Source organism: Streptomyces sp. NBC_00663, assembly GCF_036226885.1.
In the GTDB taxonomy this organism is placed as follows: Bacteria; Actinomycetota; Actinomycetes; order Streptomycetales; family Streptomycetaceae; genus Streptomyces.
In genome coordinates this window covers 5515427-5529289 of the sequence record NZ_CP109027.1, presented here as the reverse complement: position 1 = coordinate 5529289, position 13863 = coordinate 5515427, and the positions used below count along the sequence as shown (strand labels likewise).

16 protein-coding genes are annotated in these 13863 nt (G+C 70.5%); 8 read left to right on the top strand and 8 right to left on the bottom strand.

The features are described 5' to 3' along the window. Nucleotides 1-41: 41 nt before the first annotated feature. On the bottom strand, nt 42-1130 hold the full coding sequence (gene chvE / locus OG866_RS25220) for a multiple monosaccharide ABC transporter substrate-binding protein (protein ID WP_329338043.1): 1089 nt from the start codon (nt 1128-1130) through the stop codon (nt 42-44). 735 nt (nt 1131-1865) lie between these two features. Between chvE and OG866_RS25215 the strand changes: the two genes are divergently transcribed. From OG866_RS25215 to OG866_RS25205, 3 genes are all read left to right on the top strand, one after another. After that, entirely contained in the window at nt 1866-2561 is a 696-nt protein-coding gene (locus OG866_RS25215) for a glycoside hydrolase family 11 protein (RefSeq protein ID WP_329338042.1), read from the top strand. Between the two features lie 4 nt (nt 2562-2565). Beyond that, a complete protein-coding gene (locus OG866_RS25210; protein ID WP_329338040.1) occupies nt 2566-3561 on the top strand; it encodes a polysaccharide deacetylase family protein in 996 nt (331 codons plus the stop codon). 146 nt (nt 3562-3707) lie between these two features. Next, entirely contained in the window at nt 3708-4472 is a 765-nt protein-coding gene (locus tag OG866_RS25205) for a hypothetical protein (RefSeq protein ID WP_329338039.1), read from the top strand. Between the two features lie 13 nt (nt 4473-4485). Here the strand turns inward: OG866_RS25205 and OG866_RS25200 are convergent, their stop codons facing one another. Genes OG866_RS25200 through OG866_RS25185 form a run of 4 tightly spaced genes read right to left on the bottom strand, consistent with a single transcriptional unit; the run spans nt 4486 to nt 5773 of the window. After that, complete coding sequence (locus OG866_RS25200; RefSeq protein WP_329338037.1) at nt 4486-4869, bottom strand: peptidase inhibitor family I36 protein; 384 nt, start codon at nt 4867-4869, stop codon at nt 4486-4488. Nucleotides 4870-4916: 47 nt separating this feature from the next. Then, a complete protein-coding gene (locus OG866_RS25195; RefSeq protein ID WP_329338035.1) occupies nt 4917-5387 on the bottom strand; it encodes a hypothetical protein in 471 nt (156 codons plus the stop codon). Then, entirely contained in the window at nt 5384-5629 is a 246-nt protein-coding gene (locus OG866_RS25190; protein ID WP_329338034.1) for a hypothetical protein, read from the bottom strand. The genes OG866_RS25195 and OG866_RS25190 overlap by 4 nt, the downstream gene beginning before the upstream one ends. A 15-nt stretch (nt 5630-5644) precedes the next feature. Continuing rightward, nucleotides 5645-5773 carry a hypothetical protein gene (locus tag OG866_RS25185; RefSeq protein WP_329338033.1) on the bottom strand — a complete coding sequence of 43 codons (129 nt, stop codon included), beginning with the start codon at nt 5771-5773 and terminating at the stop codon, nt 5645-5647. 139 nt (nt 5774-5912) lie between these two features. Here OG866_RS25185 and OG866_RS25180 point away from each other — a divergent pair, with 139 nt between their 5' ends. After that, nucleotides 5913-6134: a cold shock domain-containing protein gene (locus tag OG866_RS25180; protein ID WP_329338032.1), complete on the top strand. Its 222-nt coding sequence runs from the start codon at nt 5913-5915 to the stop codon at nt 6132-6134. Here OG866_RS25180 and OG866_RS25175 read toward each other — a convergent pair. Together OG866_RS25175 and OG866_RS25170 are read right to left on the bottom strand one after the other, a co-directional pair. Further along, on the bottom strand, nt 6088-7320 hold the full coding sequence (locus OG866_RS25175) for a DegT/DnrJ/EryC1/StrS family aminotransferase (protein ID WP_329338031.1): 1233 nt from the start codon (nt 7318-7320) through the stop codon (nt 6088-6090). The genes OG866_RS25180 and OG866_RS25175 overlap by 47 nt on opposite strands. Nucleotides 7321-7370: 50 nt before the next feature. Next, complete coding sequence (locus OG866_RS25170) at nt 7371-8510, bottom strand: GNAT family N-acetyltransferase (protein WP_329338030.1); 1140 nt, start codon at nt 8508-8510, stop codon at nt 7371-7373. Between the two features lie 210 nt (nt 8511-8720). On the opposite strand from OG866_RS25170, the gene OG866_RS25165 reads away from it, so the two are divergent. The 3 genes from OG866_RS25165 to OG866_RS25155 are packed head-to-tail and all read left to right on the top strand — an operon-like array spanning nt 8721 to nt 11611. Continuing rightward, a complete protein-coding gene (locus OG866_RS25165) occupies nt 8721-9146 on the top strand; it encodes a hypothetical protein (protein WP_329338028.1) in 426 nt (141 codons plus the stop codon). Next, on the top strand, nt 9143-11125 hold the full coding sequence (locus OG866_RS25160; RefSeq protein WP_329338027.1) for a tetratricopeptide repeat protein: 1983 nt from the start codon (nt 9143-9145) through the stop codon (nt 11123-11125). The genes OG866_RS25165 and OG866_RS25160 overlap by 4 nt, the downstream gene beginning before the upstream one ends. Before the next feature lie 9 nt (nt 11126-11134). Beyond that, the gene (locus OG866_RS25155; RefSeq protein ID WP_443063562.1) at nt 11135-11611 is read left to right on the top strand and encodes a MarR family winged helix-turn-helix transcriptional regulator; all 477 of its coding nucleotides are present in this window, start codon (nt 11135-11137) and stop codon (nt 11609-11611) included. On the opposite strand, the gene OG866_RS25150 is transcribed toward OG866_RS25155, so the two are convergent. Then, nucleotides 11586-12779 carry an MFS transporter gene (locus OG866_RS25150; RefSeq protein ID WP_329338026.1) on the bottom strand — a complete coding sequence of 398 codons (1194 nt, stop codon included), beginning with the start codon at nt 12777-12779 and terminating at the stop codon, nt 11586-11588. The genes OG866_RS25155 and OG866_RS25150 overlap by 26 nt on opposite strands. Before the next feature lie 93 nt (nt 12780-12872). Between OG866_RS25150 and OG866_RS25145 the strand changes: the two genes are divergently transcribed. Next, nucleotides 12873-13856, top strand: coding sequence for an ArsR/SmtB family transcription factor (locus OG866_RS25145; protein ID WP_329338025.1), 984 nt, complete (start codon nt 12873-12875; stop codon nt 13854-13856). The last annotated feature ends 7 nt before the right edge of the window (nt 13857-13863 follow it).

Genomic DNA, 13863 nt, shown 5'->3' with positions numbered 1-13863 from the left:
GCGGCCGTGTGGCGATGTGGCCGTGTGCGGCGACCGGGCCGCTACTTGAGCTCGTCCTCGGTGAAGTAGTCGTCCTTGATCAGGATCTCGTAGTTGGACTTGTCGACGCTCGTCGGTTGCAGCAGGACGGCGGGGACGGGCTTGACGCCGTTCTTGTAGCCGATGGCGTTGTCGACCCATGGGGTGCGGCCGTTGAGCACGTCGTCGACGACGGTCGCGGCGGCGTCGCCGAGCTTGCGGACGTCCTTGTAGACGGTCTCCGACTGCTGGCCCGCGATGATCGACTTCACGGACTCCAGTTCGGCGTCCTGGCCGGTGACGATCGGGAGGGGCTTGATGGTGGTGCCGTAGCCGTGCGAGTGCAGGGAGGACAGGACGCCCCTCGATATGCCGTCGTACGGCGAGAGGACCGCGTCGAGCTTCTGGCCGGCGTACTTGGACAGGACGCGGTTCATGCGCTTCTCCGCGGTGGGGCCGTCCCAGCGCAGGGTGGTGATCTTGTCGAGTTCGGTCTGGCCGGACGGGACCACCAACTGCTTGCTGTCCAGGTACGGCTGGAGGAGGGCCATCGAACCGTCGAAGAAGTACTTGGTGTTGTTGTCGTCGGGAGAACCGGCGAACAGTTCGATGTTGAACGGGCCCTTGCCCTTGTCCAAGCCGAGCTTCTCGATGATGTGGTGGGCCTGCATCCGGCCGACCATCTCGTTGTCGAACGAGACGTAGTAGTCGACGTTCTTGGTGCCCATGATGAGCCGGTCGTAGGCGATCACCAGGATGTCGGCGTCGGCGGCCTTCTTCAGCACGGCGTTCAGCGACTTGTTGTCGATCGCCGCGATGATCAGGGCGTCGACGCCCTCCCCGACCAGCTTCTCGATCTGCGCGACCTGGGCCTTCGGGTCGTCGTCGCCGTAGACCAGCTTGGTCTTGTACCCCTTGGCCTTCAGGTTGGCGACCACGCTCTTGCCGTCGGTGAGCCAGCGATCGGAGGACCGGGTCGGCATGGCGATGCCTACGGTGCCGCCCTCTGAGCTGCCGGAGCCGGTGTCGGAGGTGTCGCTCTCGAGGCCACAGGCGGACAGGGTCAGGGCCAGGGAGGCGGCTCCGGCTAGGACGGTTCTTCGATCGAGCACGGTGATGGTTCCTTGTCCTTCTCGTCGTTGAGGGGATGACGGCGTGCGAGTCGGATGTCGAGGGGTGAGGGCGAGGGGGTGCGGTGGAGCGACCGAGCGGTGGAACGGTGACGTACGAACGACGCGAGGATCGGCTCAGCGAGGTTCACGGGTTCCAGAGGGGGGAGCAACTGGCCGTTCTTGAGCGGGAGTTGCGGGGACGCTGGTCAGGCGTCCAAGTTCCTTGCTGCGGCCGGGCGTTCGGGGCGCGCCTGCGCCCGTGATCCCTGTGCCGGGGGGTGTGCACCTACCCATACGTCAGGCTGCGCCACGGCGTTCAGGTCACCTACGGGCCGATCCCGGCAATGCACTGGGGACTCGCCTTCCGAGCGTTCGAAATCTCGACATACGTGCGGAATATTGGCGTGACGGTAAGGGGAGGTGCGCGTGGTGTCAACGGTGCGAACTGGAACGGTTACAGAAAGGTGCGAAGGTGCGGGACGCGTGGGGAGGATGAAGGAACCGGGCCGCACCGACCGGTAATTCCTCGAAACATTCGATGCGCACGATCGAAAGTCGATCTCGATCGAGAGGCACCCCCCTCATCACCCTCGCACGTCAGCCACCTGCGACTGTTTCGTCAACTGTGCCGAAACCATTGACACTTGTCGGGGACAGACCAACACTGCATGCGTTGACGGGGCTCCCCCCTCCGGCCCCCCACCGCCCTCTCCGAGGACGAGGAGGAACACGTCCATGAACGACGCACCCGCACCCAGCAACAACTCCGCCCCCACCCGCCGCAATGTCTGCGCCCTCCTGCTCGGCACCGGTGCCGCGCTGACCCTCCCCGGTGCCGTCGGCACCGCTCACGCCGCCACGGTCGTCACCACGAACCAGACCGGGACCAACAACGGGTACTACTACTCCTTCTGGACCGACGCCCAGGGCACCGTCTCGATGACCCTGAACTCCGGTGGGAACTACAGCACTTCCTGGCGCAACACCGGCAACTTCGTCGCGGGCAAGGGCTGGAGCAACGGCTCCCGCAGGAACGTGACGTACTCGGGCAGCTTCAGCCCGTCCGGCAACGCCTACCTGGCGCTGTACGGCTGGACCTCGAACCCGCTCGTCGAGTACTACATCGTCGACAACTGGGGCACCTACCGGCCCACCGGCACGTACAAGGGCACGGTCACCAGCGACGGCGGCACCTACGACATCTACCAGACCACCCGCTACAACGCCCCGTCCGTGGAAGGCACCAGGACCTTCAACCAGTACTGGAGCGTGCGCCAGTCGAGGCGGACCGGCGGCACCATCACCACCGGCAACCACTTCGACGCCTGGTCCCGCGTCGGGATGCCGCTCGGCAACTTCAGCTACTACATGATCATGGCGACGGAGGGCTACCAGAGCAGTGGCAGCTCCAACATCACGGTCAGCGGGTGAGGGCATGAGCAGCCGTGAGCTCCGCCGTCCCCTCCGTTCCCTGTTCAGCAGATTGGCCGTCCTCGCCATGGCAGCAGCGAGCACCCTCACCGTCCAGGCCGCCGCCCCGGCACAGGCGGTCGCCGCCGCCTGCACCGGGTACGTCGGGCTCACCTTCGACGACGGGCCCTCCAGCAACACCTCGGCCGTGCTGAGCGCGCTCACCCAGAACGGGCTGCGGGCCACGATGTTCAACCAGGGCCAGTACGCCGCCGCCAATCCGTCCCTGGTGAAGGCCCAGGTCAGCGCCGGTATGTGGGTCGGCAACCACAGCTACACCCACCCCCATCTGACCACCCTCGGCCAGGCCCAGATCGACTCGGAGATCTCCCGCACCCAGCAGGCGATCGCCGCGGCCGGCGGTGGCACACCGACGCTGTTCCGGCCGCCGTACGGCGAGACCAACGCGACCGTGAAGGCGGTCGAGGCCAAGTACGGGCTGACCGAGATCCTGTGGAACGTGGACTCACAGGACTGGAACGGCGCCAGTACGGACGCCATCGTCGCCGCCGCCGGACGGCTCACTGACGGCCAGGTCATCCTCATGCACGACTGGTCCGCCAACACGCTCGCCGCGATCCCGCGGATAGCGCAGGGGCTGGCGGCGCGCGGGCTGTGCGCCGGGATGATCTCGCCGACCACCGGCCGGGCCGTCGCCCCCGGTGGCGGCGGTGGCGGTGGTGGCGGCGGCAACACCGGCTGTACGGCCACGCTGTCCGCCGGGTCCTCGTGGAGCGACCGGTACAACCTCAACGTCTCGGTCTCGGGGTCCAGCAACTGGACCGTGACGATGAACGTGCCCTCGCCCGCGAAGGTCCTCTCCACCTGGAACGCCACCGTCAGCTACCCCGGCGCACAGGTGCTGACCGCCAAGCCCAACGGCAGCGGCAACACCTGGGGCGTGACCATCCAGCACAACGGCAACTACACCTGGCCCACGGTCTCCTGTAGTACAGCCTGACCCACCAGGGCGCGGCGACCCCGCCGATGGTCGCCGCGCCTGCTGCCGGGCGCCCTGGATGTCGTATCCTCACGGCACTCGCCGCGCCCGTGACCTGGGGGGATCCGATCCAGGGTCGCCGGCCGGCTCGAACCACCTGGGGATTCATGCGTGCAGCATCTCTGAGCGCCGTGCTCACCGGCGCCCTCGTCCTGTCCGGGACCGCTCTCACCGCTTCGTCCGCGTCCGCCGCGGAGACCGGCGTGGTGATCGAGAAGGTGTCGGTGAACGGCGGCAAGTCCATCGTCTTCGGTACGTCCCGGACGGAGAAGTTCACCATCTCGGCGACCGTCTCCGACGACTCCGGGATCAGCAAGGACCTCGCGTTCCTGAAGATCGACCGTGAGAAGGGCGACGACTACTGGTCCTTCCACGGCGAGCCCACCTGCACCGCCGTCAGCTCCACCACATCCACCTGCAAGCTGACCGTGCAGCTGGAGAAGGACATCGACCTGCCCCGCAACACCCTCGCCGGGCCCTGGGACGTGTACGTCCAGTTCCAGGCCAAGGACGGGGACTACTACGGCGGCGACTGGGGCACCCACCCCGTCAAGCGCCGCGGCACGCTCTCCGTGAACGCCTCGCCCGAGCCGGTGAGCAAGGGCAAGGCGATCACGGTGACGGGCAAGCTGGCCCGTGCCAACTGGGACAAGTACGTCTACGCCGGCTACACCGGGCAGCCGGTGCGCCTCCAGTTCCGGCCGAAGGGCAGCGACACCTACACCACGGTCAAGACCGTGACGAGCGACAGCACCGGCAAGCTGAGGACGACGGTGACCGCCGGCAAGGACGGCTACTGGCGCTGGAACTTCGCCGGTACGGCCACCACCTCCGCGGCCACCGCGAGCGGCGACTACGTCGACGTGCGCTGAGCGACGGAAGCGGTCAGCAGCCCATCGCCCACACATGGGCGTCGCCGCGGTCGTTGGCGGTCGCGTTGTAGCCCACCTCGTCGCCCGGGCGGAGGCAGATCGTCATGGCTCCGCCCGTGGACGGGAACTGGATCGCGGACTCGTAGACCTTGACGTGGTCCTTGACGCCGGGGCCGGAGATGCCGTGGTTCGCCCACGAGGAGTCCTCGTCGGCGATCCAGCTCTCCCACCACTCGTCGTCACCGGAGGCGTTCATCCGCTGCCCGCCGAAGTTCGCGTCGGTCCAGGCGCAGAAGTTGCCGCTCGGACACTCCGCGGCCGACGCGGGCGAGGCGGTGGCCAGGCCCGTGCCGGTGGCGAGGACGGCGGCGACGAGCAGGGAGACGTACTGCTTCACAAGTAGTGCCTTTCCAGGGGTGGTTGTGCGATGCGCCGACAGCCGGGCTAGGGATGGCGGTACGACGCGCTCAGCAACGCCCGGGCCTCGGTGAGGCCGTGGGCGCGCAGTTCCTTGTAGGCGGCGCGGTCTTCGCGCGGGGCCCGGGACTTGAGGTTGTTCACGAGCGTGACCGCGTGGAACCAGCGCCGCTGGTCGCCGTAGAGACGGCGTTCCGCGGCGGCGAGACAGCCGTCGGTGTGATGGCCGACGACCTGTCCCCCGGGCAGCGTCAGGGTGAGTTCGGCCCGGCCGGTGCCGAACAGGGCGCGGTCCACGGCCCCGGAGACGGCCGGGCCGCCCGGCCGGGGCGGAGTGAGGCCCTGGCGGGTCAGACAGCGGTCGGTGAGCAGGACCTGGGCCGCCTTGAGGGTGTCGGCCGGGGTCAGTGACACGGCCGGTTCCCGCGGGCCGCCGCAACTGGTCGCCCACACGGCCAGGGACAGCGTCGCGAGGGCGCGCCGGACGCGGCGGTTCACCCCGGCTGGCAGTCGGAGTGCGGGGTGGTGTCGATCGCGTCGACCTTGTCCGCCCACTCCCAGTTCTCGGAGTAGTCGCCGCCGTAGACCGTGCGTTGCAGACAGGGGCCGGAGCGGGGGAAGTGGAGGACGTAGGCGGTCCGGTTGACCTGGGAGCTGAACGACTTCGCGTTTCTGCGCACCGCGTTGTCGAGCTCGGCGTACCCGCCGCGGTTGGCGTCGTAGCACCAGCCGCCGCCCATCTCGCCGGGCTGGGGTCAGAAGCAGACGTGCCCCGGCTGGACGGCGGCGGCAGCGGCGGCAGCAACGGCGTCAGCGGGCGGGGCGGGGGTGAGCGCGAGCGCGGTGAGCGCGGCGGACAGGGCGAGAGTGACGGAGCGTCGCAAGGAGACCTCTGGGGGCGGCGGTTGGACGGTGCACGCGCTGCCTTCCCACCCTCCGACCTGCGCAAGCACGGCGAGCACGGACGTCACCCGTAACAGTGAGTAGTCATACAGCAGGCGTCGCTCCGGTAGGGTCCGGTCCATGGTGACTGCGATCGTCCGCGACTGGTACGACGAGGAAGGCTGGGGCGTCCTCGACTCCCCCGAGACCCCGGGTGGCTGCTTCGCCCACTACTCCGACATCCAGGCCGGGCGGGGCTCCTTCCGCAACCTCGCCCCCGGCCAGCGGGTGCAACTCACCTGGGAGGCCCCGGGGTTCAAACAGGACGGATACGACTACCGCGCGGTGTCGATCGTGCCGTGACCGCCGCGCCCGGCTCGGCTGTCCGGGCCCGCTCCTTCGTCAGCGCCTTGGTGACCCGGCGGGCGAGCAGCGGGTCCACCGGCAGTACATGGGAGGCGAACCAGCGGGCGGGCTCCGGGTCCGGCGCCGGGTCGACGAACTCCGCGCCCGCGTAGTCGTCCAGCGGCGGGTCGTAGAGATACCCGGAGACCACGCCGTACCCCACCAGACGCTCCACCAGAGCGTCCCGGTCGTCCACCAGCAGCGGCACCCGGAAGAGCGGCAGCGGCCCCTCTCCCCCGGCCCGCTCGCGCACCGCCGGGGAGGCCCAGGGGGTGCCCGCGAGCAGGGTGACGCCCGCCCTGCGGTGGGCGAGGTCGGCGTCCAGGCGGTTGAGCCGGAGGTTCAACTGGGCGCGCACGAACGCCCCGTGGCGGACGCGATAGTCATGCAGGTCGACGCGGATCCAGGGGTCGTACGGCGGCAGGCCCGGCGCCTCGTGCGCGGCCAGCGACAGCCGCGGCGCGTGCAGCGGCATCCGGAACGCGTCGCGCTCCAGCAGGCCGAGGCGTTGCATGGCCCGCCAGGTGGGGCGTACGAGGTGCAGGGCCTTGACCGTCGAACGGGCCAGGGGCCGCAGGGTGACCTCCAGGTCGGCGCGGAGCCGGGCCGGGGTGAGGAGGTCGTCCCGCAGCAGCTCCAGCTCCCGCCGGGTGCGGGCGTCCTCGACCGCGAGGAAGCCGCCCGCCATCGCCGCGACATGCTTGGACAGGCTGAAGGCGGCGGCAGCGCCGAAGGTGCCGACGGGCTGTCCGGCCACGTGCGTGCCGATCGCGTGGGCCGCGTCCTCGATGAGCGGGATGCCCAACTGGTCGCAGCGCCTGCGGAGTTCGCCGACCTGGTCCGGGATGCCGTAGAGGTTGGTGGTCAGCACCGCGTCCAGGGAGCGCCAGGTGGACTCCGGTACGGCCGCCGGGTCGATGTTGCCGTCCCAGGGGGACACCGGGGCGATCACGGGGCGCAGACCGGCCGCGAGGACGACGAAGAGGATCACGTCGTCGTTCACCGGGGACATCAGCACCCGTCCACCGGGGCGGCACCAGCGGCGCAGGGCAAGGTACAGGGCCAGCCGGGCCGAGGGCGTGTAGACGCACTCCCGGCCGAGCCGCCGCGTCATCGTCGCGGCGAGCCGCGATCCGTACGGCATCGTCACCTCGTCTGGGAAGGCCGCAATGTCTGTGGCGGGGGCGTCATCGGCTACTTCGCCGGTGGTGGCGTGCGCAGGCCGCCGACAGTCTTGAGCAGACGGTCGGCCGGATCGCGGAGCCGGGGGTGGGCCAGGACCGTGTTGCGCAGGCCCCGGACCGGTCTGCGCCACATGCGGTGCGCCGCGGCCACCGGATGCGGGCGGACCGCGAAACCCTCGCCGACCCGCAGCTCACGGGTCTTGAGCCAGTCCTTGTACTCCTTGTCCCCCCGCCCCAGGTCCAGCACCCGCACCCCTTCGCGCCCGGCGGCCTCGGCCATCCGCAGATGCATGAGCAGGCCCGGGGAGTAGTAGCGCAGTTCGGGGTCGTACGCCGTGAACCAGGCCGCGAAGACGGTGCGCGAGGTCGGGCCGAAGTGGGCGGCGACCGGGCGGTCACCGGCGTAGACGGCGGACAGGACGCCGGTGAAGTGGTCCTCGCGGACATGGAAGAGATGCTCGGTGAGGTCGACGATCCAGGGGCGGGCGAACCGGTCCATGCGCCCCGTGCGCCGGTACTGGGCGGACTTCCAGCGCATCAGCTGCCGCAGCACCTCAGGGTCCCGCTCGTCGAAGACGAACCGCAGCTCACCGTGGTCGCGCGCCAGCCGGCGTTCCTTCTTCAGGACCGTCTTCGCCAGGCCGGGATAGGTGGCCCGCAGCCACTCCGGGTAACTGCCCTCGGCCGCCTTCAGATCCACGACCGGCGAGGCGAACGTCCCCGTGACATACCGGCCGAAGGGCTTCTGCTCATCGACGAGATGATCGAACTCGAACACGGAAAGCCCGCAGGCCTTCAGCAACTCCCCGGTGTCCCAGGTGACTCCGGAGCGGTGGACGAGGGCCTGGCAGTCGGAGAGCCCGAGACCGATCGCCCGCCCGACCCCGAACGCCCCCCGCTCGTACGGAAAGAAGCCGACCGCCTCCGCGCCCTCGTGCAGCACCGCGACCCGGGCCCCGCCCCGATGGCGGCCCACCCCGGCCGCGAACTCGGGTGCCAGAAACGGGTTTCCGAAGTCCGGCGACTCGTCCATCACCCGGTGCCAGGCCGCGCGGAGCGTGCCGCTGAGCTCCTCGGGCCTGTGGATCGTGATCTGGCTTCCCTGATTTCTCTGGCTTCTCTGGCTTCTCTGACTTCTCTGGTTCCTCATGGAGTTGCTCATGGATCGCATGGGCGATCGCTCCCCCCAGTTCCCCCCATGACGCGCCGGCCGCGTCCCGCGGTGGGGCTCAAACGTCGCGAAACAGTACGCACGCTGTCAAGGGTGCCTGTCATAACGGAAACGTGCGGATTGGGCTCTTCATCACCGGCCGCGCGTCACGCCCTGTATTACTGCTAGCGGGAGATTGGGGGCCTTGGGATGGCGGACGCCGGGTTCGTGGACGGGATGACGCCCTTTCTGCGGGAGTCGCTGGGGGCGCACGGGGAACAGGTGCTGGACAGCGACGGCGTGCCGGTGGTGAGCGGACCGGCGGAGGTGGGTCGCAGCCTCCTCCGGACCACCCACGAGCGGGCCGACGAACGGGTCCGGGAGGCGCTGGCGGAGGCTGTGGCGGACGCGGTCGCCGACCCCGGCAGCGAGGACGCCCTGGGCGCCCTACGCCAGGTGATCCGCAAGGCGCTGAGCAAGGACCCCGCGCTGGAGGGCGAGTTGGCGGCGCTGCTGCCGAGCGACGGCGGCGGCGGTCCGGTGGTCGTCGTCGCGTCCGGGGAGCGGTCGATCGCCGCGGGTCGCGATATCGGCGTCGCGATCACCGGTGACGGGCCCGGTCCCGCGAAGCGGTGAACACCGAGCACGGTCCGGGTCCCTCGGCGTCCGGGGAACGGGCCATCGCGGCCGGCGAGTCGATCGGCGTCGCCGTCAGCGGGGACAACGCGCGTGTCGTCGTCCTGCCGGCGGCGGCCGTCCACTGGGCGCGGACGGTGGAGGCACCGGCGGGGGCGGGGTTTCTGCCCGGATCGGCGTCCGGGGTGTTCGTGGGCCGGGAGGACGAACTGGCCGAACTTCGCTCGCTGTTGACCGGTGGCGGTACGGCGGCGGTGACCCAGCAGACGGCCGTGCGGGCGATCCACGGCCTGGGCGGCGTCGGCAAGAGCACGCTGGCCTTGCAGTACGCCGCGCGCTATCGGGACGCGTACACGCTGGTGTGGTGGATCACCGCGGAGACGGCCGAGTCGATCGTCACGGGCCTTGGCGGGCTGGCCATGGCGTTGTGCCCGCAGTGGGCGGGGGCGGCCGGGCCGGACGAGCGGGCCGCGTGGGCGCTGCTGTGGTTGCAGGAGCACGCGGGGTGGTTGCTGGTCTTCGACAACGTCGAGGATCCGGGGGTGCTGAAGCCGTACGTGGGGACACTGCACCGGGGCCACCATCTGGCGACGAGCCGTAAGGCCACGGGCTGGCACGCGGTGGCTCCGTCCATGGCGCTGGGGCTGCTGCCGTTGGAGGAGGCCGTCGATCTGCTGACCCGGCTCGCGTTTTTGGGCCGGGCTCCGACCCATGAGGAGTGGGGTGCGGCGACGGAGTTGGCGCGGGTGCTCGGGTGTCTGCCGCTGGCCTTGGAGCAGGCGGGTGCGTATGTGTACGAGACCGGGGCCGGGTTGGAGGAGTATCGGCGGTCGCTGGGACTCGTGTTGGACGAGGTGAGCGCGGGGATCGATCCGGAGCGGACGATCGCGAGGATCTGGGACCAGACACTGGGGGCGATCTCGGGGCGGGATCCGTCGGCGGTGCGGTTGTTGGAGGCTATGGCCTGGATGGCGCCGGATGATATTCCGCGGGGGTTGTTGAAGCCGTTGGCGCGGGACGCGGTGGCGTTGAACCGGGCGCTCGGGGTGCTGCACTCGTACAACATGGTGGGGTTCAGCGGGCAGCGGTTCGTGAGTGTGCATCGGTTGGTGCAGACGGTTTTGCGGGGGCGGGCTGAAGGGCGGCTGGATGCCGAGCACGTGCTTCAGGAAGCCGTGCTGTCGCTCGGCGAGGACGACGCTTCCGACGCGGACCAGTGGCAGGAGGTCCTCCCCCACATCGACGCGCTGGCCGAGAGCAGCCCGCCCCACAGCGTCCCGTCCCAGGAGATGGCCCACGCCTACCTCGCAGCCGCCCAGTTCCTGTTCCACCAGCAGCGCGATGCCCAGACCGTCGTCTTGCGTCAGCTGGTCCTCGCCCAATGCGAGCAGGACTTCGGTGACACAGCCATGGCAACCCTCATCGCCCGCTGCGACCTCGGCAGCGCCTATGGCGAAGCCGGGGACCTGGACCGGGCCGTCCCCCTCCTGGAAGCCGTCCTCGCGCAGTACGAATCAGCTCTTGGGGACACTCACCGGAACACCCTGACCTGCCGCAACAACCTCGGTATCGCCTACGTCGAGGCCGGAGACCCGGACCGGGCGATCCCCCTTCTGGAGGCCACCCTCGCCCTGCTGGAAGAATCCCTCGGCCTCATGGACCCGCTCAGCCTCACCTGCCGCAACAACCTCGCCCTCGCCTTCTCCGCAGCCCTGGCCCTGGATCGAGCCGTCCCTCTCCTGGAGGCCACGCTCGCCCGTCTCGAAGAAACCCTGGGCCTCATGGACCCGCTCAGCCTCACCTGCCGCAACAACCTCGGCGTCGCCTACGTCCGGGGCGGGGACCTGGACCGAGGCATCCCCGTCCTGGAAGCCGTCCTCGCCCAACACGAATCTGTTTTCGGTGGGACCCACCCCAAGACCGAGGCCACCCGCACAACCCTCGCCCAGGCCCGCCAAGCCGCCCAACCCCCCGACTAAGCTGCCCCAATGCCCAACCCACCCACCACCCCCGTCGGCCACCCCCTGGGCATAGTCCCCGCCCTGGTCCGTTCCGCGTTCCTCATCAACGCCGTGTACGCCGACTCCAGTCGTGCCTTTCACCTCACCCCGCAGCAGGGCCAGCTCCTCTGTGTCCTGATGTCGCATCCTCAGGGCATGACCGAGCTCGGTGAAACCCTCGGCCTCGCCAAGTCCAGCCTCACCGGGCTCGTCGACCGGACCGTGCAGCGAGGTCTCGTCCGGCGGGAACCCGACCCCCGTGACCGTCGCGCCGTACGGGTCCGGCTGACGGACGAAGGGGCCCGGATCGCCGCGGAGTTCTACGAGGAGACCTGCCGCCGCGTCGACGCGCTGCCCGCCCACCTCACCCCCGCCGAACGCGACCGCCTCGCCGCCCTGCTCTCCCGTGTCGTCCTCGACAACAAGGTCCCCGAGGTGTTCAGCGAGCCCGACTCGGCTCCATAGCCGCCGCGGACACCTCCCGTCGGCCGGCCGCCACCAGCGTCAAGGTCACCAGTACCGACAGGCCCGCCGTCATAGCCATCGCCGCCGCCGGGGACGTCACCTGGGCCACCGTGCCCGCGAGGGCCGCCGCCACGCCCTGCATCGTGAGCATCCCGGAGGACCGCAGGCCCAGGGCATGGCCCGCCATGTCGTCGGGGGTGAGGGACATCAGCCGCTCCTGCTGGACCAGGCTCGCGGCGAACCCGACGTTGGAGAGGCAGACGGCCACCGCGGCCAGGGGGATCGGCGGGTGCAGGGCGAAGATCAGGTACGGCGTCGCCAGCAGCAGGAGCAGCGGGGTGGCAAGGCGGGGACGCAGGGCGGGCGGTACGAAACGGCCGACCACCACATCCCCGGCGAACATCCCCAGCGCCCCGCTCGCGAACAGCACACCGGCGGCGTCGGGGGCGTAGGAGACGTAGAGGGAGTCGCAGCCGACCACCAGGCCGTTGGGGATCCACAGGCCCAGGTAGGTGAGGCGGCGAGGGCGTGAGGACCACAGGACGGCGTTGGTGTGCCAGGTCGCCCGGACCGAGAGGCGGCCCTTGGCGCGGGCGGGGCGGTCGGTCAGGCCCAGGCGGTAGCCCAGGGCCTGGAGCGCGTAGAGGGTCGCCGCGAGGAGAAGGCAGGTGCGGGGTGACAGCAGCGCCAGCAGTCCGCCGCCCAGCGCGAAGCCGAGGACCTGCATCAGTCCGGAGGCCATGTTGAACACCGAACGCCCCAGTACGAAACCGGACTTGGGCAGGATCTCGTTGAGCAGGCCGCCGGTCACTCCGCCGCCCAGCGACGCGATCAGGCCCTGGGCGAGGACGACGACGAAGACCGCCCCGACCGGGAGTGCGGGCAGCGCGAGCAGCGCCGTGAGGGCCGCGTAGGCGAGACCCGTGCCGGCCAGCGTCGACCGGGGGCGCAGCCGGTCGGCGCCCGAGAGCAGGAAGGTCGCGCCCAGCACCTGCGCCAGCTGCGGCCCGAACATGCTCAGCGCCGACAGCAGCGGCGATTCGGTGGCCCGGTAGACCAGCGTGGCGAGCGAGAGCCCGCCGATCGTCAGGGCCGCGTTGAAGGCGGCGTAGGAGAGGAAGAAGGGGGTGAACTCCGGGGTGCGGAACAGCTGTCGGTAACTGCGCATACGGCGGAGTCTCGGAGCGATCACCGGCCGGTCGTTAATCTTTCGCCGACATACGAAAGGTCGTACGCGCACAGGAGAGGGGGCCTGCGACGCATGGGCCTGTGGCTGATCGGCACCGACACCCTCGCCCGCAGCCGGTTCCTGCTCTCCCCGTTCGCCGAGACGTTCGCGTGTCTGAAGCTGCTGCACGCCGGGACCGCCGCCCACCCGGGCGAGGAGGCCTGGCTGCGCGCGCATCTGCCGGGTTACCGCGCGTTCCTCGCCGCCGACCCGGTGGCCGGCCCGCTCGTCGACGCCGCGCTCAGGTCCTGGATCGCCGACTTCGTCTGCCCCACCCCGGTCGCCGGGGAGAGCTTCGAGGCGACCGTGGCCCGGGTGCGGGCGGCCGGCTCCGACGCGGCCCGCGCGAACCTCCGTGTCTCCCTCGCCGGACCGCTCCCCGCGCTCCTGGACCGGGACGACCTGCCCGAGCGGGCGACCGCGCTCCTCACCCATGTCTGGGCGGAGACCGTACGGCCGTACTGGGACCGCCGGCGGCGCATTCTGGAGGCCGACGTGGTCGCCCGGACCGCGCAGGTCAGCCACGGCGGCTGGGCGGCCGTACTGGACTCGCTGCGGCCCTGGACCCGCTGGCTCGGGGAGAGCCGGTTCCAGGTCAACCCGCACGCCTATCCGCCGCGGGAGATCGCCTCCGGCGCCGAGCTGGCCTTCGTCCCGGTGACGACGGGCAACGGCTGGGTGTCGTGGGAGGGGCGGGAGCGGTACGCCGTCGTCTACCCGTGTCTCGGGGTGCTCGCCGAGGACCACGACCGGCGGCCCGTTCCGGCGGGGCTCGGGGCGCTCGTCGGGACCGCGCGGGCCGGCCTGCTGGTGCTGCTGGGGACGCCCCTGAGCACCACGCAGCTGGTCGCGGTCACCGGGCAGGCGCTCGGGTCGGTGGGCCGGCATCTGCGGGTGCTGCGGGACGCCGGGCTGGTGGAGCGGCGGCGGGCGGGGCGGTCGGTGCTGTACGAGCGGACGGCGGCCGGGACCGTGCTCGTGGAGGCCTCACGTCGGCCCGACACTTACCGGAGTTAGCATCCGC

Excerpts from the sequence above, each read along its gene's own strand:
- OG866_RS25215 (WP_329338042.1), top strand. The coding sequence starts at position 1,866 with ATGAACGACGCACCCGCACCCAGCAACAACTCCGCCCCCACCCGCCGC.
- OG866_RS25210 (WP_329338040.1), top strand. The coding sequence starts at position 2,566 with ATGAGCAGCCGTGAGCTCCGCCGTCCCCTCCGTTCCCTGTTCAGCAGA.
- OG866_RS25205 (WP_329338039.1), top strand. The coding sequence starts at position 3,708 with ATGCGTGCAGCATCTCTGAGCGCCGTGCTCACCGGCGCCCTCGTCCTG.
- OG866_RS25190 (WP_329338034.1), bottom strand. The coding sequence starts at position 5,629 with ATGGGCGGCGGCTGGTGCTACGACGCCAACCGCGGCGGGTACGCCGAG.
- OG866_RS25180 (WP_329338032.1), top strand. The coding sequence starts at position 5,913 with ATGGTGACTGCGATCGTCCGCGACTGGTACGACGAGGAAGGCTGGGGC.
- OG866_RS25175 (WP_329338031.1), bottom strand. The coding sequence starts at position 7,320 with ATGCCGTACGGATCGCGGCTCGCCGCGACGATGACGCGGCGGCTCGGC.
- OG866_RS25170 (WP_329338030.1), bottom strand. The coding sequence starts at position 8,510 with ATGAGGAACCAGAGAAGTCAGAGAAGCCAGAGAAGCCAGAGAAATCAG.
- OG866_RS25165 (WP_329338028.1), top strand. The coding sequence starts at position 8,721 with ATGGCGGACGCCGGGTTCGTGGACGGGATGACGCCCTTTCTGCGGGAG.
- OG866_RS25155 (WP_443063562.1), top strand. The coding sequence starts at position 11,135 with ATGCCCAACCCACCCACCACCCCCGTCGGCCACCCCCTGGGCATAGTC.
- OG866_RS25150 (WP_329338026.1), bottom strand. The coding sequence starts at position 12,779 with ATGCGCAGTTACCGACAGCTGTTCCGCACCCCGGAGTTCACCCCCTTC.
- OG866_RS25145 (WP_329338025.1), top strand. The coding sequence starts at position 12,873 with ATGGGCCTGTGGCTGATCGGCACCGACACCCTCGCCCGCAGCCGGTTC.